The sequence below is a fragment of the Pedobacter cryoconitis genome (assembly GCF_014207135.1).
Classification (GTDB): Bacteria; Bacteroidota; Bacteroidia; order Sphingobacteriales; family Sphingobacteriaceae; genus Pedobacter; species Pedobacter cryoconitis_D.
This window is the reverse complement of record NZ_JACHCC010000001.1, coordinates 166,069-190,742: the sequence shown is the minus strand read 5'-3', so window position 1 is coordinate 190,742 and position 24,674 is coordinate 166,069. Positions and strand designations below refer to the sequence as shown.

At 42.5% G+C, this 24,674-nt stretch carries 1 protein-coding gene (running past one end of the window); it reads right to left on the bottom strand.

What is annotated here, in order from left to right; all coding sequences use genetic code 11:
* On the bottom strand, positions 1-24,674 hold the 5' portion of the coding sequence (locus HDF25_RS00805) for a non-ribosomal peptide synthase/polyketide synthase (RefSeq protein ID WP_184621796.1). Its footprint begins 8,932 nt before the window's first position; the window shows 24,674 of its 33,606 coding nt (coding positions 1-24,674); it begins with the start codon at positions 24,672-24,674; its stop codon lies beyond the left edge, outside the window.

Below are 24,674 nucleotides of genomic sequence, written 5' to 3'. Positions count from 1 at the left end.
GCATTTTTCTGACTCATTGCCAGATTCACTACCCCACTATGTTCTATCAGTACTCCCTTAGGTTTTCCTGTAGACCCTGAGGTATAGATTACATAAGCCAGATCGCTTCCCAGAACTGAAACATCACTTAACACAGCGTAGGTGCTGATCTTTTTCCATTCAGTATCTGGCAGAATAACCTGAATCCCGTTTACGGGTAAGACATCCACACATTTACTGCTGCTGATCAAAACAGTTGCAGCTATGTCTTCCAGAATAAAACTAATTCTGTCCTGTGGATAATCAGGATCAATAGGAACATACGCAGCTCCCACTTTCAGGATAGCCATAATACTGATAATCATTTCCGGAGATCTTTCCAGACATAATGGTACCAGTGTTCCTTTACCAACACCAAGATCATTCAGGTAATTTGCCAGGCGGCCGGCATGCTGATCCAACTCCCAATAGGTCATTTCCACCTGATCAGTTACAAACGCAGTAGCATCCGGCGTCCGGCCTACTTGTAAATTAAACTGAGCTAAAATAGTCTCAGATTCAGGCAAAGCCGATGAAGTATCATTGAATTCATATACCAGCTGCTGCTGCTCATTAACCGATAGTATTTCAATATCTTTCAGTGTATGATGATCTGCGACCATCATGCCAAGCATTGCCTGTTCGAAATGTCCGGCTATAGTCTCCATGTATCCTTTCGCAAGCAGGGAAGTATTATAACTGAAATAGACAGTTATTTCTTCAGCAACCATTACAGCAACACCAAGCGGATAATTGGTATGTTCTTCTTTTCGTACATGCTCAGCTTGCAGACTCAGTGAAGAGCTCTGAATAGGATTACTCGGATAATTTTCATAAACCAGTAAACTATCAAACAGTTCACCCTGAACACCAGTCCAGCGTTGAACTTCGGTAAGCGGAAGATGTTGATATTCACGGCTCTCCAATTGTTCTGACTGAATAGTCTGTAACCAGGTTGAAATAACCTGTGATTCATCTACCCTAATATGGAATGGTAAGGTATTGATATACATCCCGACAGCACGCTCTACGCCCGGCAGATTATCAGGTCTGCCAGATACTGTAATTCCATAGGTGACTTCTTCACGGCCAGTATATCTGTATAACAGATATGCCCATACCCCCTGCACCAATGTATTCATGGTAATACGGTGACGTTGCGCATACCTGGACAACCGTGCCGTAGTTTCGGCATTCAGCTGGATGTGATATGTTCCATATACACCAATTCCCTTATTCCGGTCGGCAGCAGAGCTGATAAATGGCAGTAAACTACCTTCACTTACACCAGCTAAATAATTACGCCAGTAAGCCTCTCCTTTATCCTGATCACGCTGCGCTATATAACGGATATAATCCTCGTAACGATCTTCGACCGGTTTTGGCAGTTCCTGCCCGGCAACAAGCAATTCATAAACTTTCAACAGCTCTCCCATCAGCACAGGCATAGACCATCCGTCCAGTAAAATGTGGTGATAAGTCCAGCAGAGATGATATTTATGTGCATTTAGCTTCACCAGGAAAATACGCATCAGCGGGGCATTGGTAAAGTCAAAACCTTTTTCAAGATCTGCTTTTTCATATGCTTTGATAGCCAGATCCTGTTCATCAGTTTGTTTATCGCTATAATCAAGAACAACAACTGGTATCTCTGCTTCCTTATAAACACATTGAACAGGGACAGCAAAACTATCTGCATAAAATGCACTTCTGAGGATACTATGTTGTTTTAACAGATAATTCCAGCTACCGATAAATGCAGCCGTATCCAGGTCTGTTAACTCTCCGGAAAATTGCTCTATATAAGCGCTGGCATTGTTATCGAATATTCCATGGAATAACAAACCTTCCTGCAAACCACTTAACCTGTACAGGCTCTCCACCTGACTCCTTCTTGACTTGCCATCAAATTCATCATCCAGGAATTTATCCAGTTCCTGAATACTCACCACATCACCCAATCCAAAATCAGCAGGTGTAGAACAAGACACGGTCTGTGCTGCACAATGACTGATCAATGAATTTAGATTTTCCAGGTACGCAGCAGCAAGCTGTGCTACACTTTCACTGGCGAAGTGTTTATTGCTATAACTCCAGTAAAGTACCAGTTTATCATCCTGGATAATACCTGCAACCGACAAAGGCTGAGAAACCGGAGTCTGTTCACTTAGCGAAGACCCGAACAGCTCCCATCTCGGACGGGTAAACTTACCTGTATCAGCATTTGTACCAGCTTGTCCCAGATAATTAAACTGTACATCCCAGGGTTCATTACCCTGAAGACCAGCAATCTGATTAATATACTTCAGTACACCATATCCCAGTCCCTTATCAGGTACCTGTCTCAGTGTCTCTTTCACCTGCTTCAATAAAGACCCAGGATCTTCCGCAGTCTGAAGCAGTACAGGATATACTGTAGTAAACCAACCCACCGTACGGCTTGTATCAGTTTCATCTGTAATATCCTCACGTCCATGACCTTCCAGTCCTATAGAAATCTGAGCTGTTTTATTCCAGCTGGCCAGTGTAAGTACAAGTGCACTTAGCAGTACATCATTGATTTCGGTATGATATGCCTGCGAAACTTCATGTAATAATTTACCTGTAACTATGCTGTCCAACTGAACACTATGCGTATCCATATCCGCAATGCGAATCAGATCTTCAGTTTTGCGATCTGTGCGTAATGGCACATATCGATCAGTAATTCTCTCCCAATAATTTAACTGACGCAGCAATCCAGGGCTGTTACCATAGTCAGCCAGAGCCTGGTACCATTGTCTGTAAGAACTTGTTTTCGCTCCTAATACTGTAATTACAGGCTGTCCGGCATGTTGAACCAATAATTCCAGATCCTCGGCCAGAATACGCCACGAAACTCCGTCCACAGCCAGGTGATGGATGATAAAGAGTAACTGGTTCTCTTCCTGATCCGATGGGCTAAGGAAGAGTACGGCACGACATAAAATACCTTTTTCTATATCCAGACTTTCCTGGTAATGAGCTGTATGAACGGCTACTTCTGCACTGAAATCCTCCTCATTGCTATATTGCAGATCAATCACTTCGAGATTGACCAGTTCATTCGTGTAAACCTGCTTCCAGCCTGCTTCTTCGTGTTGATAAGCAAAACGGATCGCATCATGATAATTAACCAAATCAGCAACCGCTGCAGCTAATATTCCGGAATCAATGTGCTTAACAACCGAGAAAGTAAGGTGATGATTATAATAAGATTTGGTCTGACCGGTAATATTCAGAAATTTCTGCTGAACAGGTAATAACCCGCTGATTCCAGTCAGTGTTTCTTGCTCAGCATTTACTTTATTGTTTTGCGCTACAGCAAGCTGTGCTGATAAACGTGCAACGGTCTGACAAGTAAATACATCTTTCGGTGAAATTTCATAACCACTTCTTCTGGCACGGCTGACCACCTGAATCGTAATAATAGAATCACCGCCCAGTTCAAAGAAATTATCGTGAACACCTATTTTATCCAGTCGCAATACATCCTGCCAGATAGTTACCAGGTGATTTTCAGTTTCATTACGCGGAGCCACATAATCCTGGGTCAGCAATGTGCTGATATCAGGCTCTGGTAAAGCACGCTTATCTACTTTTCCATTCGCTGTAAGCGGTAATTTTTCCAGGGATACGAAAAGCAGTGGAATCATATAATCCGGCAGCCTGTTTTTCAGATAAGCGACAATGGCTTCTTTATTAAAGTCACCTTCAGGTACGATATATCCGACCAAACGTTTATTACCCGCTTCATCTGGTCTTGCCAGTACTACAGCCTGATACACTAATTCACAAGCAGATAAAGCACTTTCTATCTCACCTAGTTCAATACGGTAACCTCTGATTTTAACCTGGTCATCACCGCGACCGATAAACAGGATATCTCCATCTGGTAAATATTTCACAGTATCACCAGTGCGGTAAAAACGTATACCACTTTCTGCTGAAAAAGGATCATCCACAAATTTCTCAGCTGATAGTTCTTCATTGTTCAGATACCCGGCAGCTACCCCATCACCTCCTATCAGTAATTCACCTGGTACACCAACAGGGCACAACTGTCCACTGGCATTAACCACATATACCTTCGTATTAGAGAATGGTTTGCCGACCGGAATATTTTCCTGGTAAGCATATCCATCCTTCACGATATGTAGTAATTTACCAATAGTCGTTTCTGTAGGCCCGTAGTGGTTGACAACCATACAACGTCCTCCCTGAACCCTGATCCTGTTAACCAGTTCTGCTGAAAGTGCTTCTCCTCCAAAGACAAGCAGTTTTTCAGGCAGCAGCAAGTAATCAGGCATAGAAAGCGCCTTCCAGTGAGACGGAACAATTTTAATACAATCTACAGGATGCTCCGAAAGATAATTTCTGAGTGCAAAAGGGTCACTGATAGCAGCCTTAGAGAAAACATGCAGACAACCACCATTCAGGAATGCGGTAAACAATACTGTATTACCCAGGTCAGTTGCAATACTTGACATTAAACCAAATGAACTGCAGTCCTTAACAGGTAAAGTATATTGTAAACCAGCCAGATAATCTGACAGGTTCCGGTGCGTCAGCATAACTCCTTTTGACCTGCCAGTACTACCTGAAGTATAAATTACATAAACCAGGTCAGAAGCTGCAACAGATACATCCGGTGCAGTAACAGGATAAGCTTTCAGAATTTCATCAGCAGTGTCCATTGTGATAACCTGGTCATCTGTCACAAAAAGCAAAGATCTGCAGGTACTGCCAGTCACAATAACGGTAGCAGCAGTATCAGTTAACATATAATTGATTCTGTCCTGAGGGAATTCAGGGTCAACAGGAACATAAGCCGCACCTGTTTTTAAGATACCAATAATACCAGTAATCATATCCAGTGAACGCTCAATACACAAAGGAACCAGCATTCCTTTCTTTACCCCCTTGCTAAGCAGGTAATGAGCAAGCTGATTACTTCGCTCATCTAACTCCTGGTAACTGAATTTATCATTTTCAAAGACTAGTGCGGTTGCATGAGGAGTAAGGGAGGCCTGTGCTATAAACTGATCAACAAAAGTGATCTCCTGATCATATGGAACAATCTGGTGATTAAACCCATCCAATTCAAGACGTTCTTGTTTAGTTAATAAAACAAGATCTGACGGCACTACAGCATCTTCTGCAGCCAGCTGTAACAAGACTTGTTCAAAATGCCCCGCTATACTATTTACATATCTTTCATCCAGTAATGCAGTATTATATTCAAAACGGATATTAATTTCTGCTCCGGCCATAATCACCAGCCATAATGGATAGTTGGTCTGTGAAGTAATTGAAGCATCTTCCATCTTCAATTGCCATGTCTGAGCTTCCAGTACTTCGCTGACAGGATAGTTTTCAAAGACCAGTAAAGTATCAAACAGCTCTCCTTCTACAGCTGCCCAGCGTTTCAGCTCATTCAACGGTGTATACTGATATTCACGGTTATGCAACTGATCGGCCTGGATTTGTTTTAGCCAGTCAGATAATGGTTCATCCTTCACTGTTGTTGCCAGTAATAAAGTATTAATATACATACCCACTGCCTGTTCAATTCCAGGTAATGCTTCCGGACGGCCTGATACAGTCACTCCATAAGTAACCTCAGGACGACCGGTATACTGCGCTAACAAACAAGCCCAGACCCCCTGCATTAAGGTATTCATTGTAATATGGTTACGCTGCGCATAACCTGCCAGCAGGGCCGTTATTTCAGGGTTTACAGTTAAATGTTTCAGACTGTAATCACCCACACCTTTTGTCCGGTCGGCCGAAGTACCGACAAATGGTAGCAGGCTACCTTCTGTAATATGTTGCAGATAATTCCGCCAGTGCGTTTCTGCCTTACCGTTATCATCCTGCTGGATATAATGGATATAATCTTCATAACGGTCTACTACTATAACCGGCAAAGGTTTACCCGTAGCCAATTGCTCATAAGCTTCCAGCAATTCCTGTAATACCAGTGGTACCGACCATCCATCCAGTAAAATATGATGGAAACTCCAGATCAGGTGAGTACGGTTATTATCCAGACGGGAAAGACAGATACGCATCAGCGGAGCAGCCGTAAAATCAAAACCTTCCAGGCGGTCAGCCGATGAATACTCCATAATAGCCTTCTCCTGCATAGCAGAATTCAGGTGACGGTAATCAAAAACCGTCAGTGGCAACTGTACCTGTTTGTAAACACACTGCACTGGGATATTAAAAGTGTCATAGTAAAAAGCACTTCTCAGGATGGTATGCTTTTGCATAACCCATTCCCAGCTCTTCATGAATAATGATTCATCAACAGCATTCAGAACCGTAGTAAATTGTTCTACATAATTACCTGCTTCACCATCATACAGTCCGTGAAATAACATACCCGACTGAAGACCGCTCAGCTGATAGATTCGTTCCACCTGGTTTCTGCGCGGAGCATGCAAATAAGTTTCCTCCAGAAAATCATCCATCTCCTGATAAGTGATTTCCTGACCTAATCCATAATCTGAAGGTGTATAAGCAGTAACCTTCCGCGTTGCACAGTGATCAATCAGTGTTTGTAAATGGGACAGATATGCTGCTGCAAGTTTCTGAACCCCATCAGCGGTAAAATGTTTGGTACTATAACCTAAGTCAATTACCAGTTCGCCATTACGGATAACGCTGTTAATTGCTAGTTTATCACGGAAGATAAAATCAGCACTTGCCGATGCCCCCGTATCTTCTTTAGCAGTTGACAGGTGTCCCTGCGCTGTTGCTGTATTATCCCATTGTCCCAGGTAATTAAATACAACATCCCATGGATCTTTCCCTTGCAGGAAAGGAGCCCGGTTGATATATTTCATCACCCCATAACCAATCCCCTTTGCAGGTATCCGGCGTAGCTGTTCTTTAATATTCTTAAGCACATCACCTGGCTCTTTTCCAGTCGTGGTATCCAGTAATACCGGGTATAGACTAGTGAACCAGCCCACTGTATGACTGATATCGCAATCAGCTGCAATATCTTCACGTCCGTGTCCTTCCAGTCCTATTGATACTTTACTGTTATTATTCCAGTCTGACAATGTCAGTGCCAGTGCACTTAACAGGATATCATTTATTTCTGTATGATAAGCCTTGGGAACATCCTGCAACAATCGTTGTGTCTGCAGCCCATCCAGCGTAACTATATAAGTTGCTGTATCCGCAGTACTAATTTCACCAGATTCATTTTTTTCTGTTCTGAGCGGAATATACTGCTGAGCTGCCGACTTCCAGTAACCTTCCTGTTCAGACAGGTTCCGGCTCTTTCCATAGGTGTTCAATGCCTGGTACCATTGCCTGTAAGAATAGCTTTTGGCTGAACTTAGGACAGATCCCGGCGTTTTAAGCAGGAAGGCCAGATCTTCCACTAGAATCCGCCATGATACCCCGTCTATGGCAAGATGGTGTACTACAATTAGTAAACGGTTATAAATATCGTTTTCTGGTGTCAGCATCAGTACCGCCCGGATCAGTATTCCCTGTCCGATGTCAAGACTACCCTGCACACGGTTACTTTCCAGTGTAATCGCTTCAGCGACTAAATGATCAGATAGCTGCTGCAGATCCTTGATTTCAAGATCTCCGGTATTTTCTCCATAAGATTGCTCCCAGCCACCGGCTGTCTGACGATAAGTAAAACGCAGGGCATCATGGTATGAAACCAGCTGACTGATCGCTGCAGAAATGGTTCCACTATCTACCGACTTATCAATATTTAATAAAGTCTGTTGATTAAAATGCGAAGTAACAGTACCTCCTTCTTCAAAGAACCATTGTTGTATAGGTAATAATTCACTATTACCTGTAAGTATTCCCTGTTCGCCGGCAACCACCCGTGTTTTAGATAATTGCAGCGATGCGGCTAACCTTGCTATAGTCTGATTGATAAATAAATCTCTTGGCTGAAACTCATAGCCAGCCCTTTTAGCACGGCTTACCGCCTGTATTGTAATAATGGAATCACCTCCAAGCTCAAAGAAATTATCATGTATACCGACTTGTTCTACACGCAGTAAATCCTGCCATATGATAGCCAAAGCCATTTCTGTAGCATTTCCTGGTGCCGTATAGCTGTTAGTCAATAGGCTATGATGAACTACCTCGGGCAGCATTTTCTTATCTACCTTTCCATTACTGGTCAAAGGCAATTTTTCAAGCGATACCCATAGCGCAGGGATCATATAATCAGGAAGACGATCTTTCAGATAAGTCATCACATCCTCCCGGTTAAATTCACCTTCCGGCACAACATATCCGACTAGTTGCTTGTTACCCCTGTCATCTGTTTTCGCCAGCACTACAACTTGTCTGATCAGCGAACTTTGCTGCAATACATTTTCAATTTCGCCGAGTTCTATACGATAGCCACGGATCTTTACCTGGTCATCTATACGGCCCAGGTATTCAATATTACCATCCGGTAACCAGCGTGCAAGATCACCGCTCCGGTACATTCTTCCACCCCAATCTTCTTGAAATGGGTTATGCACAAATTTCTCCGCAGTCAGTGATGCCCGGTTCAGGTAACCTGCTGCGACACCAACCCCACTGATACATAACTCTCCCGGAACACCTGCAGGACTGAGTTTACCTGCCGGATTTAATATGTATAACTGAGTATGACTAACCGGAATTCCAATCGGAGGAGCTGTTTGAGCATCTTTCGCCTCGAGTATGTAACTGGTCGTCACCACACTATTTTCTGTTGGTCCGTAATTGTTAACGATCTGATAAGTTAAACCTGTAAGGTCAATAGCTGAGAGTTTATCACCACCGGCAAGCAAATATTTCAGTGCCAATACACCCTCTCTGCTCGCTGCTATAAATTCAGGGATCAGAATAGTAGAAAGAAAACTATGCGTAATCCCCTCTTGTCTGTAATAATCAACCAGGTCGGATGGAGACAATCTTTGTTCATCATCCACTATATAAAGCGCAGCTCCGGCACACAATGCAGGCCATACTTCCCAGCCAAAGGCATCAAAGCCTACACCTGCTGCAGTAGTCGTTTTACTATCGGCTCTCAATTCATAACGTTCCAGATGCCAGCTAACCAGGTTAGAAAGCCCGGCATGAGTAATCTGCACACCCTTCGGCTGACCTGTAGAACCAGAAGTATAAATTACATAAACCAGATCTGTCAGACCAACATTGCAAACAGGTGCTGTCAAAGGATACTCATTCAATTCTCCTACCAGATTATCAAGGTTAATCACCTCCAGGTCCGGTAGAGCAGGCAGCCCTGACAATACCTTATCATTACTGATCAGCAGACCAGCAGCTATGTCCGACAGCATGTATAAAATACGTTCTGCGGGATAACCAGGGTCAATAGGCACATAAGCTCCCCCAGCTTTTAAAATAGCCAGCATAGTTATAATCAGTTTTACCGATCTTTCCTGGCAAACTGGCACCAACACACCTGCTGTCACCCCTTTAGCACGCAGATAATGGGCAAAACGTGACGATTCTTCATCCAGTTCACGGTAACTCAAAGATTCAGTGCCTTCTATAATTGCAGGATTATCCCCATATAATACTGCCTGGGCAGCAAAACTGGTAATCACAGTCTGTGATGGTAAAGGAGAGATACTTTTTGCATTAAAATCATACAGCAATTCTTGCTGTTCAGCAGCAGTCAGTATATTTATTCCTTCAAATTTTAGTTCTTTTGCAGACACCAGCTGCTCGAGCACAGTTTTAAAATGGCCTGCTATTTTTTTGACATAACCCAGATTCAGCAAGCTGTTGTAATTAAAATCTATACTGATTTCTTTTCCGGCTATGACAATAATACTTAAAGGATAATTTGTATGCTGCTGACCGATATCTGTGTTGGTCAGCTGTAAACTCCATGGCTGTGCTTCCAGCGCCTGACTTACCGGATAATTTTCAAATACCATCAGGGTATCAAACAGTTCGCCGGTTGTACCTGATAATTTCTGTATTTCACTCAGGCTGGTATATTGATAAGCTCTGCTTTCCAGTTGTTCGGTCTGGATATTTTGTAAATATGACGCTATATCCTGCGACAAGTCTACTCTGCTATGTAATGGCAGCGTATTGATATACATACCAACCGCCTTTTCTACACCCGGCAGATTCTCAGGCCGCCCTGATACGACAACACCAAAAGCCACATCCTGACGCCCGGTATAATTATATAAAAGGTATGACCAGACTCCCTGCATCAGGGTATTCAGTGTAATCCGGTTTTTCTGGGCATACCCTGATAAACGAGCTGAAAAAGCTGTATCAAGCAGGAGTATTTCATCGCCGTATTCTCCATGACCTTTGGTACGGTCTGAAACCGTATTAATGAAAGGTAGCAGACTGGCCTCTTCCAGTCCCGACAGGTAATTGTGCCAATATGCAGCAGCCTCTTCCTTATCTTGTCTTTCTATATAGCGGATATAATCTTCATAACGGTCCTCTGTAATTACAGGTAGCGTTTTTCCATTCACCAGTTGCTCATAATTAGTGAGCAGCTCTTCCAGGAATATTGGCATAGACCAGCCGTCCAGTAAAATATGATGATGCGTCAAACAGAACGTATAACGCTGATCTTCCAATTGTATCAGACAGATCCGCATCAATGGTGCGGTTGTAAAATCAAACCCTTTCAGCCGGTCTTCCTGTTTATATTGAGCAATAGCCAGCTCCTGTTCCTCCCCGCTCATCATTCTGTAATCCAGGATCTGAACAGGTATTTCTACCTGACGGTAAACACATTGTACCGGTACCTCGAATACATCATAATAAAATGCACTGCGCAGAATACTGTGCTGTTTCATCAAATGTTGCCAACTATCGAGGAATATATTTATATCGGTGTCCTTCAGTTCAGCGGAAAACTGCTGGATGTAGGTACCACCCTGCTGATCATACAGACTATGGAAAAGCATCCCCTCCTGTAAACCACTCAGTCTTGAAATACTTTCCAGCTGAGATCTTCTTGGACTACCCTTATAATCAGCATCCAGGAACTGATCCAGTTCAATATAACTGATGATATCGCCCAGCCCATAATCAGCGGGGGTAGAAGAAGTCGTTTCTTTTGAAATACAATGCTGTATAATCTGCTCCAGATTCTTTAAATATTCGGCAGCCAATCTGGTAATACTGTCTGTTTCAAAATGCAGATTACTATAGCTCCAATATAACACTAGTTCGCCGTCGATGACCATACTGTTAACAGCCAGTTTTCCTTCTACTGTGAAGTCGCTTCCTGCTGATGACCCAAATAATGACCATTGTGGTTTGGTAAATAAACCTTCTCCGTCAGTCTGGCCCGATTGTCCCAGGTAATTAAAGATCACTTCCCATGGGTCATTACCCTGTAAAGATTCGGCCTGATTAATATATTTCAACACTCCGTAACCCAGACCCTTATCCGGTACCTGACGTAATTGTTCCTTGATATATTTCAGCTGGTCCGCTATATCTGCTTCATTTTCTATTTCCAGTAAAACAGGGTATAAACTGGTAAACCAGCCAATCGTACGGCTGGTATCAGCATCTGCTGCTATATCTTCACGACCATGTCCTTCCATACCTACCAGGATTGTACTGGCATTATTGTGAGCGGCAAGTGTAAGCGTCAAAGCATGCAGCAGAATATCATTGATTTCTGTATGATAAGCTTTTGGCGCTTCCTTCAGGAGTTGCGAAGTAGCACTATTACCTAATTTCACAATATGTTGTACGATAGCTGATCCATTTACCTCTCCGTCAAAAGAATGATCAGTATGCAATGATACCAGCTGTTGTTTGGTTTTTTTCCAGTAAGCTTCTTGTTTCAGTAAACGCTGACCTTGACTATAATTTTTCAGTGTTTTATACCACTGACGGACTGAGGTGGTTTTATTACCTAATACTGTTGTAACCGGTTTATCTTCCTGTTGTAACAATAATTCGAGATCATCGGTCAGGATACGCCATGACACCCCATCTACAGCAAGATGATGTATAACCAGGATTAACTGATTAAATGGTTCTGTATCTGGAGAAAGTAATAAAGCAGCCTGGAACAGCCTTCCTGCAGCCAGATCCATCTGAATCTGCAGCATATCCAGTTGTTTCTCCCGGGCATCAGACCAGTCTGATGCAGAATTCTGGTAATCTGCCAATGTCATTTCAAGGCGGCTGTCGGTATACTGCTGCTGCCAAACTCCTTCTGATAACTGATACGCAAAACGAAGTGCATCATGATGATTAATCAGTTTATTCAATGCTGTTTCCAGTTGTTCTGAACTGATCCGTTTATCAACCGTTAAAACAATATGCTGATTATAATGTGATTTATCAGCTGCGGCTGTATGCAGGAACCAATCCTGTACAGGCAATAATCCACTTTTCCCAGTTAAGTATCCTTGTTCAGCAGTTACTGTCCAGTCCTGCTGTAAATTCAGTAACGCACTGAGTCTGGCAATTGTCTGACAGGTAAATAAATCACGCGGATTTAGTGCATATCCTGAACGTCTGGCTCTACTTACGACCTGGATAGTAATAATAGAATCTCCACCCAGTTCAAAGAAATTATCGTGAATACCTACCCGGTTTACCCCCAGCAACTCCTGCCAGATCACCGCCAGGTTCTGTTCCATTTCATTACGCGGAGCGATATATTCATTGGCTGTCAATCCGTCCGTATCAGGTTCAGGTAAAGCTTTTTTATCCAGTTTACCATTTCCAGTCAGCGGCAGTTTGTCGAGAACAACCCAGAATCCAGGAACCATATATTCTGGTAAACGGCTTTTCAGGAACGATACAACAGCATCTTTATCAAACTCAGCTTCAGCTACGACATAACCTACCAGACGTTTATTCCCCTGAGCATCTGTCCTGGCCAGCACCACACACTGATCAACCTGATCATGCTGTGCCAGCACATGTTCAATTTCCCCCAATTCGATACGGTAACCACGGATTTTTACCTGTTCATCATTACGCCCGACATAAGTCAGGTTACCATCTGCCAGCAGACGACATAAATCGCCTGTTTTATACATCCGTTCACCACTCAAAAATGGATCGGCAAAGAAACTCGAAGCCGTTTGATCCGCACGGTTCAGATAACCACGGGCTACCTGTACACCAGCAATATATAACTCGCCGGTTACCCCCGCAGGAACTGGTCTTAACTGACTATCCAAAAGATAAGTTCGCGTATTACCCAGTCCTTTACCAATTGGAACTCCTTCATCTGTTCCTATACCCGTTACAGGATAACGATATTCCAGTGCCGTAACTGTAGTTTCGGTTGGTCCATATTCATTGTAAAAAGCAACATAAGGGTTCCAGGCTTCAGCTAATGAAGCACGGCAATATTCACCACCTGAAATAACCCGTTTCAATCCACCATAGCGGCCTGCACTCAGTGTTTCCAGGAATCCAGGGGTAGCATGTAAATGGGTAATCCCCTCGGTAATTAACAGCTGTTCCAACACAGATGGATCAAGGCGGCTCGCCTCATCCAGTAAAACCAGTGTTGCACCGTTTAACAAGGCCAGGAAAATCTGCTCTACTGAAGCATCAAAATTGTAATTCGAGAACTGCAGAATCTTTTCACTGTTATCTATTCCGAATTTCATTCCCTGATAGGCTATCAGGTTCACGACACTGCCATGCTCAATCAGTACTCCTTTTGGCTGACCGGTAGAACCTGAAGTATAAATCACATAAGCCAGATCGGCTGGAAGAACTTCATTCAGTGGTGCCGTCTCAGGATAAACATCAAATAATTCAAGATTGTCCAGCAGGATTATAGCTAAATCCGTATCCGGTAATAAATCAGCACTGTTTGTATTAGTCAGTATCAGCGATGCATTAATATCTGACAGAATATAAGCGGTGCGTTCAGCTGGATAATCCGGATGAACAGGAACATAAGCAGCACCTGCTTTCAGGATACCCAATATACCAATGATCATTTCAAAAGAACGATCTATAAACAAAGGAATCAATGTATTCCGGCCAACGCCAAGAGCGATCAGATGACGGGCCAGTTTATTGGAACGTTCATCCAGTTCTGCATAACTCAGCTGATCTCCTCCAAAAACCAGAGCTGCAGATCCGGCTGAAGCACGTACCTGCTCCTGAAAAAGATCTGTCAGCGTTTTAGAAGAAGGATAAGCAAATAAATTATCATTTAAATCAATCAATAAACCTTGTTTCTCATCTGCTGTCAGAATATCGATCGCATCCAATGTTACTACCTCTTTAGCAATTATCTGGGCTAAAGTATTCTCAAAATGTCCTGCTATGCGACATACGTCAGCACTGGTTAATAAATCTGAATTATATTCGAACCGGATGTCAATTTCTGATCCGGCGGCAGCCGTAATACTAAGCGGATAATTTGTTTGCTCTTTGACTTCCACACCAGACAGCTGTAATTTCCAGGGCTGAGCTAATAATAACTCATCCACAGGATAATTTTCAAATACCAGGATACTATCAAATAATTCACCTGACACAGGACTCTGACGTTGTATATCATTGAGTGCAGAATATTGGAATTCGCGGTTACGCAGCTGAGTAGCCTGTAAATCCTGTAGCCATAAAGCGATATCCTGCGCCGGATCTATCTGTGTACAAAGCGGAAGTGTATTGATATACATTCCCACTGCACGTTCCACCCCTGATAATTCTTCAGGGCGACCAGAAACAGTCACTCCATAGACAATATCTGCACGACCGGTATAACGCGATAGAAGATAAGCCCAGGCACCTTGTATCAAGGTATTCAGCGTGATGCGGTTGCGTTGTGCATAAGCAGAAAGTTCCGCAGTCCTATTTGTATCTAACTGAAGAGACTCGACTTTAAATTGTCCGATACCTTTAGTATGTCCTGCACCTGTACGAATGAATGGTAGCAAAGTACTCTCAGTAAGTGGAGCCAGGTAATTCCTCCAATAATCAGCTTCTTCAAACTGATTCCGGCGGTTTATATACCGGATATAATCTTCGTAACGATCTTCTTCGGTAGCAGCAACCTGTCCGCTATTTGAGAGCGATTCATAAGTCTGCAATAGTTCCTCCAGTAACACGGGTAATGACCATCCATCCAGCAGGATATGATGGAAACTCCATAACAAACGATATTCATTAGCTGTCACACGAAATAAGCAAATCCGCATCAGCGGTGCAGCTGCAAAATCAAAACCTTGCAGGCGATCTGCCGCAGCAAAATCCTGTATTGCCTGTTCCTGATCTGTAACCTTTCTGTAATCCAGGATTTCGATTGGCAATTTCACTTCCCTCAGGACACATTGCACCGGAACATTAAAAATATCATAATAAAAAGCACTACGTAAAATCGTGTGCTGTTTTAACAAGTATTCCCAACTCTGAATAAATAATTGTTCATCCAGACTGGAGATACTACTCGAAAGTTGCTCTACGTAAGTACCTGCCTGTGCATCATACAATCCATGGAAGAGCATACCCGCCTGCAAGCCACTAAGCGGATAAATACTCTCCACCAGATGTCTGCGTGAAATATTTCCATCACCACCATCCAGGAAAGCATCCATTTCACGGTAGCTGATTACCCCACCCAGACCATAATCAGCTGGGGTATAGTTGGTCTCTTTACAAGAAACGCAATGATCAACCAACATTTCCAGGTTAGCTAGATACTGCGCTGATAAACCTGCTATACTATCCGGAGAAAAATGATAATGGCTGTATCTCCAGTCAATTTCCAATTCATCTCCTTTGATAATGCTATTGATATAAAGTTTATCAGGTACCCTTAATTTACCTCCGACAGAAGTTCCTGCCTCTTCACCTGCTATGCCAAGGATTCCATCATCCCCAAGCATATTATTCATCTGGCCGAGATAATTGAAAGTAACCTCACCACAGTTTTGCTGTAATGACGAAACTTTACTGATATATTTTAATATGCCATAACCTAAACCTTTACCGGGTATCAGACGCAGCTGTTCTTTTACACTTTTCAAGATATCACCTGGCAGCTGATGAGGCAATACTTCGAGTGAAATCGGATAAAGACTAGTAAACCAGCCAACAGAACGGCTGGTATCCAGACCAGCTTCAATATCCTCACGGCCATGTCCTTCCATTTTAAGGGTGATTACGGCATGATCATTCCAGTCGGAAAGAGTAATTGCCAGTGCCGCCAGAAGTATATCATTGATTTCAGTATGATAGGCTTTTGATGCGTCCTGCAAAAGTCGACGTGTCTGTAAAGCATTGAGTCTGACTACTTGGTTTTCGGTATCCGCAAAAGTAACTATGCCATTATATTGCTTATTTGTCTTGAGTTGCCCTGCCTGCTGTACAACCCGCTCCCAGTAATCCAGTTGTGTTGTCAATAAATTATTTCCTGCAAACCTGGTCAGTGCATCGGACCACTGACGGATGGAGCTACTTTTTTTACCCAGAACCTCCCCTGCCTGTTTACCCGCGTTGTCTTCAAGGAGTAACTGCAGATCTTCTACCAAGATCCTCCAGGATACCCCATCAACTGACAGGTGATGCACAATTACCAATAAACGATGTTGAGGAACCGCCTCAGGGGTAAGCATTAGTACTGCTCTGATCAATATTCCGTTTCCAATATCCAGACTGCGCTGATATTGTTCAGCAGCCTTGTTGATGGCTTCTTCCAGCTCATCAGGACTCACAGACTGCAAATCTTCTATTTCCAGCTGTCCGGCATAATTTCCGTATTGTTGGATGAGTCCATCTGCACTATAGGTAAAACGAAGTGCATCATGATATTGAACCAGCGTACCGATTGCATCAGCCAGTTTTTTGATAGCTATTCCTTTGTCTATGGTTAACAGCACATGCTGATTAAAATGAGAACGTTCTTCATCTGCCATCTCAAAAAACCATTGCTGAATTGGCAATAAACCACTTTCACCAGATAACAACCCTTGTTCGGCTACCGCTTCAGTCTCTTTTCCTTTTAACAGGACAACAGCTAAAAGCGCGATAGTCTGGCAGGTAAATAAATCACGGGGATGCAAATCATACCCCATCCGTTTAGCCCTGCTGACCACTTGAATGGTGATGATTGAATCTCCACCCAGTTCAAAGAAATTATCATTTATACCAACCTGAGGTACACGCAAAAGATCCTGCCAGATATTGGCCAGATCCTGCTCCATCGTATTACGCGGAGCTATATAATTATTAGTATGCAGAGCACCAACCTCAGGCAGTGCCTTTTTATCTACTTTTCCATTTTTGGTCAGTGGCAGTTTTTCCAACGGTATCCATACCATTGGAATCATATATTCAGGTAAACGGATTTTCAGGAATGCGACAATCCCGTCTTTATCGAAATCACCTTCAGGAACTACATAACCTACCAGACGTTTGGAAGCACCATCTATTTTTACCAGTACAACTGCCTGACTGATCAGTTCACTCTGTTGTAATACATTTTCTATTTCGCCCAGTTCAATACGGTAACCACGGATTTTCACCTGATCATCCATACGGCCCAGGTACTCAATATTGCCTTCCGGAAGCCAGCGACCAATATCACCCGTTTTATATATCTTCTCATCCGGTTTGAAAGGATGATTAATAAAGCGCTCTGCAGTTAGATCGGGACGGTTCAGATAACCCAACGACAAACCTGCTCCCCCAAGATAGATTTCACCTGGAACACCAACCGGTAACAATCTCAACTGGGCATCCAGTACATAAGCTGTACGATTATCCAGTGGACGTCCGATTGGGATAAGTCCACTATCATCAATTGAAAAAGTAAGAGAGAATGTCGTATTTTCAGTTGGTCCGTATCCGTTGATGATTTCTATTTCCGGATAAGTTTTCCTGATTCTGCCTACATGTTCATCCGATAGTTTTTCTCCACCGGCCAATATGGCCTGTAACCCTTCAAATACCGTAATATCAGTATCGATCAGCTGATTGAACCAGCTCGAGGTAAACCACATTTTGGTTACCCCATGTAAACGGACCTCCCCTTTCAACTGGCTGCTGTCAAGTAGTTTATCATCAGCACAAAGGATCAGGCGCCCACCGTTCAATAGCATACCCCAATACTCAAAAGTGGTTGCATCAAAAGATGGAGATCCCGTAGATAGCAATACATCTTCCTTACCTAGTGCCACGTAACTTACTTCCTTTACCAGACTCACCACATTGCGATGGGTAACCACCACTCCTTTAGGCTGACCAGTAGAACCTGAAGTATAAATTACATAAGCAGGACTGTCAGGAGTAATTGCTGAAACCGGTAATAAGTGATCAACAGGAGATAATTCGAGTTGATCCAGACTAATCAATTCCAGATCAGGAGCCATACCCTTAAAAAGGGACACCCATTCACTATTGGTCAAGGCCACTTTTCCGGCAGTATCTTCCAGCATAAACGCAATACGTTCCAATGGGTAATCCGGATCTATGGGTACATAAGCAGCCCCTGCTTTTAAGATCGCCAGGATACCAATCATCATATCCAGACTACGTTTCATACCCACAGGTACCAGCGATTCTGGTTTCACGCCCCTGCTAATCAACTCAAAGGCCAATTGCTCTGAACGTTCATCCAGTTCACGATAACTTAAAGAAACTGATTCATATACAATAGCCGTGTCCTCAGGGTTAAGGATTACCTGCTCCCAGAAGGCATCAATTACGTTATATTGTTCAGGATAATGACTCCTGGTATCATTAAATGTTTCCAGCAACAGGGCACATTCAGCAACTTTCAGAATTTCAATGCCTTCCAAAGCTCCTTCCCCCAGTGTAATAAATTGCTGTAATGCCTGCTCAAAATGACCGGCTATAGCCGACGCATAAGCAGGAGGTAATAAACTGGAGTTATAATTAAAATCAATCTGGATGGTATCTGTAGCCTGAATAATAATATTAAATGGATAATTTGTATGCTCATGCAATCCAATATTCTCCAATTTGAGCTGCCATGGATGCTCATTTAAAACTTTACTGACCGGATAGTTCTCAAATACCAGTAAACTATCAAAGATGTCACCCGAAATACCCGATAACCGTTGTATCTCATTGAGTGTAGTATATTGATATTCCCTGCTTTCCAGCTGACTGGTCTGCAATACCTGTAACCAATTTGTTAAAGTTTGTTTTTCATCGACAGTGGTGTGCAGTGGTAAAGTATTAATATACATCCCCACTCCTCTTTCAACACCTGGAAGATCTTCCGGACGCCCCGAAACGATTACCCCATAGATTACATCGGCTTTGCCCGTATAACGATATAACAAATACGCCCAGACACCCTGCATTAAAGTATTCAGGGTAATATGATGACGATGTGCATATTGTGCTAATGAGTTTGTAAAACTATGGCTCAGACTCAGTTTCTCCTTCCTGTAAACACCTGCCCCCTTATTACGGTCTGCACTGGTATTGATAAAACTCAGCAGACTGCCTTCTTCAACCCCTTCCAGATATTTACGCCAGTACTGATTAGCAGCCTCTTTATCCTTACGATATATATAACGGATATAATCATCGTACCTGGTATTTGGCAAAACAGAGACAGAAGTACCTGTTACCTGTGCCTCATAAGCGCGCATCAGCTCTTCCAGTATAACCGGAAGCGACCAGCCATCCAGCAGGATATGATGATAAGTCCATAAAAACTGGTAATAGTTATCCTGTAAACGGATCAGGCATATTCTCATTAGAGGAACTGCCGTAAAATCAAAACCTTTTAAACGATCAGCGGCCTCATATTCGCGGATAGCGGCCTGCTGCTGTTCATTATTTAACTGCCTGTAATCCAATATCGTTACAGGCAATTCTACTTCCCGGTAAGCACATTGTACCGGCACACCAAAAACCTGATGATAAAATCCGCTTCTTAAAATACTATGCTGATGAATCAGCTGTTTCCAGCTTTGGATAAATACATCTTCATTCAGATCTTCCAGGCTACAATAAAACTGTTGCACATAAGTTCCTGCATGTCTGTCGTAAAGACCATAAAAAAGCATTCCTTCCTGTAAACCACTTAATCTCGCCAGACCTTCTATCTGGTCTTTACGTGGGGCCCCCTGATAATCTTCTGTCAGGAACTCATCCAGTTCAACACTACTGATCAACCCACCCAGTTCATAATCTGATGGGGTTGGTGAAACTTCCAGACGGGAAACACAGTGTGCAATTAGTTCTTCCAGACAAGAAATATACCTGACAGTCAGCTGCTCCATGTCTTCCTGACTAAAATGCAGTGTACTGTAATCCCAGTGGAATTCCAGTACACCTTGTCTGATAATACTATTAACAGCTATTTTATCACGTAAAGGATAATCCTTTGCAACGGAAAGCCCGAAGGTTTCCCACAACGGTATAACCGCAGCATCTTCAACTATAGTATGATCCAGTTTACCCAAATAGTTAAATACAATATCCCATGGATCTGATGTCTGTAAAGAATCGACTTTGTTAAGATATTTCAATACACCAAAACCAATTCCCTTTTCAGGTACCAGTCTTAACTGCTCCTTCACATTTTTCAGTACAAAACCTATATCCTTACCTTTCTTTACTTCTAGTAAAACAGGATATAAACTGGTAAACCAGCCTATAGTATGGCTACTGTCAATATGCGCCGAAATATTTTCACGTCCATGTCCTTCCAGTCCGATAGATACAGTAGTTGTGCCATTCCACTCTGAGAGTGTAAGTGCAAGAGCACTCAATAATATATCGTTTATCTCCGTATTGTAAGCCCTTGAAACCTCCTGAAGTAACAGCTGTGTATTTTGCTGGTTAAGATGTGCCTTAATAGTACCCATATCTGCTATACGAGCAGATGAAGGCTGGTCCTGACTGGTTCTTACAGGTACATAACCTTTTACACTATTTTCCCAGTAAGGCAATTGACTTAACAGCCTTTGTTCCTGGCTATATGCAGTTAATGCCTGATGCCATTGCTCATAGGCACTACTTTTATCTCCGATTAATTCTTGCAGACTTTGAGTTCCACCGGATTGCAATAACAAGGTAAGATCATCCAGCAGGATACGCCATGATACACCATCTACAGCCAGGTGATGAATGACGATTAATAAATAATTATGCGATTCACTCTCAGGGTCCAGTAAAAGTACTGACCGCATTAAAATCCCTTTTTCTATATCCAGGCTATCCTGATAACTTTCGATCAGCGTTGTTAAAGCGGTAGCATCTTTACAAAACTCTGCCGTTTCCAGCGAACCTTCATAATTTCCGTAAACCTGCTTTACCTGTCCTTCCTGAAAAGTATATGAAAAACGAAGTGCATCATGATAACGAACTAATTCTCTGATTGCAGCTAATAAAATTTTCTGATCACTACGTTTATCTGTTTTTAATAAAAGATGCTGATTATAGTGTGATACATTTTGGGTTTCTGCCTCAAAAAAATGCTGCTGTATTGGTAGTAAACCACTCGCACCAGTCAACAATCCCTGAGCTGCCTGTGTAGTCGTAACAACCCGCAGGGATAATAGTGTAGACAATGACGAGATTGTGTAATTTGTAAACAGATCTCTTGGTTGCAGACTTATACCCGCCCTTTTCGCCCGGCTTGCTACCTGTATGGTCGTAATCGAATCTCCACCCAGTTCAAAGAAATTATCATAAATCCCTACTTTCAGCACCCCCAGTAATTCCTGCCAGATATTAACAAGTATTTCTTCAGTTTCGTTTCTTGGTGCCACATAAGTCGTAGTCTGCAGCGCACCTGCATCGGGGTCAGGTAATGATTTTTTATCAACTTTTCCATTAGCCGTCAGTGGTACTGTATCAATCGTGATAAAGAAAGCCGGAATCATATACTCCGGTAATTTCTCTTTCAGTTTTAATACGACAAGCTCTTTGTCAAAATCTCCGTCAGAAACGACATACCCTACCAGTCGTTTATTGCCATGATCATCTGTTTTTACTGCTACTACCGCCTGGCTGACACCTTCGCATAACTGTAGTGCAGCTTCTATTTCACCCAATTCAATACGGAAACCACGTATTTTCACCTGATCATCAATCCGGCCCAGGTATTCTATATTCCCATCGGGTAGCCAGCGTCCCAAATCGCCTGTACGATACATACGGTAAGTAGAGGCAGGATCAAAAGGATTAGTGATAAATTTTTCGGCTGTTAGATCATCCCTGTTCAGATAACCTCTTGACACACAAACACCTGAAACCGCAATTTCTCCGGCAACACCTATAGGACACAACTGCAGCTGATTATTCATCACATACAACTGTGTATTCTGAACCGGTGAACCCAGAGGTACGTTCGTACTTTCAGGCGTATTGTACATCACATAATGACAAATATCATCAGAAGCCTCTGTAGGCCCATAAGCATTCACCACAGGAATACCACCATAAAAAGGATGCGCAAACCATTGTGCCAGTACAGGTTGGCTCACCGCTTCTCCGGTAACAAGTAAATATTTGAGAGAGACCAGCGAGGCCACAAATTGTTCCTGTAAAACAGCAGCCAGGTAAGAAGGCACCAGTTCCCATATGGTAACCTTATCTTTATCCACTGTACGGATCAGGGTAGCCGGCTCCAGAATAAGTGCGGAAGAATAAATAATGGTCGTTCCCCCACACAGCAGCGCAGAAAATAATTGCCACACAGATATATCAAAAGTATAGGAAGCGGTAAATGCGACAATGGAGCTATCTGATAATTCCAGATCATTCACCTTTGCATAAAGGTGATTAAGCATCCCAGCATGTTCTACCATTACCCCTTTAGGTCTTCCGGTCGAACCAGAGGTATAAATCACATAAGATAAATCATCCGGATTAACAACATGCTCCACCCCGGTAACAGGTTGCATGCCTATAATATCGGCCTCTGCATCCATTAAGAGAAGTTCTATCCCTTTAGCCGTTATGAATTTACCGGCTATAGCCGCAGTTGTAACAACTACGCGTGCGCCTGTATCTTCCAGCATATAATTAATCCTGTCTTCAGGATATTGCGGATCAACAGGAACATAGGCTCCCCCCGCTTTCATAATCGCTAGAATACCCACAACCATTTCCAGTGAACGATCAAAACATACCGGAACCAGTGTATCCTTAGTCACCCCTTTTGATCTGAGATAATGTGCCAGCTGGTTTGCCTGCACATTCAGTTCATGATAAGTATATTGTTTATCTTCAAATTTAACCGCAACAGCATCAGGAGAAGCAAATACCCGTTCCTCGAAAATCACTGTTAGCGTCTTTGTATCGGGGTAAGGAACAGTCACATCATTAAACTGCTCCAACAACTGCAATTCTGAAGGAGGGATGATTTCAATGTCACCCGATTTTGCATTGGGATTATCGCTAAACTGACGTAAAATAAATAGTAACCGGTGTGCTATCAGTTCCATTTCTGCAGCAGAGAAATACTGCAGTTTATAATCTATACTTAACTGTAATGGCTGTTGCTTTCCATAATCTTTCCAATAGATTTCAATCGGATATCTGCCATAACCACTTGGCAGTGAATAAGTATTAGCCTGTATTCCTTCACCAAAATCAAGTTCAAAATCGAGTATAGCATAATTAATAACGATCTCTATCAGATATTCTTCTGCCGCATTAATCTTAAAGTAACGACTGAGATCTCCTATCTGATAATTGCTGTAACGATAATCTTCCCGCTGAGTTAAAGTAACAGCCCTGATTAACTCATCTACCGTAAGTTCAGGCTGATATGTACCTTTATAAGGCAGAATACCAGTAAACATACCTACAATTTCACGTACCTTTTTATTCTTTCTTTTATGTAACGGAGTTCCAAAAATGAAGTCTTTACGATCAGAGGTCTTGCCGAAATAAATCATCATTGCAGCAATGGTCAGTTGCTGAATACTGGACTTTGTGTTTTTTTGTAAATCTTCCAGTAGTTTAAAATCCTCAGGTGACAAATCGATCAGAAAGTTTTCACATCGTTGCTGATCATGGCTGCTATCCAAAAATCTCCGTTGCAATAACTGCTGCGGTTTTTGCTCAATTTTATCCTTCCAGTATTGCCCTTCGTCCGCATATTCCTGTGAATGGTAATAAGCGTCGGCCTTTATCGCCTCATCCTTATAGGGTAGATATAAAAACTCTACGTCATCATTATTATCGATCAGCGTATTATACTTTTTGGCCACATAACGTATTTGTGAAGAAAACCCGAATCCATCTGAAATCAAATGATGAAACTTATAGAAATATAAGTGATCTTCCTCATTTAATTTGATCAGATAATGCTCAAAAAGAACATTATCTTTTTTAATTTCAAAAGGTTTGCTAAACTCTTCGTTCATCCACTTCAGCAATGCTTCTTCTCCATTATCTTGCTGACTGTAATCGAATTCTATAATTTCCAGCTGCCTGCAGGTATCATCAAAATGAATATGCGGTGTATGTTCATCAATATCAAATCTCATCTGGTAAGCATCAAATACTTCCGGTACCGAGTTGACAGCAGCAATAAATTTCGCCTTTACAAGCGGGCCTATGATTCTTGTATACCCTCCAATATTATAGTAAGGACTGCCAACATTGATCAGTTGGTCCAGATAGATATCTTTTTGCGCAGGGTGAAGTGGAGATTTGTTAATTGGCAT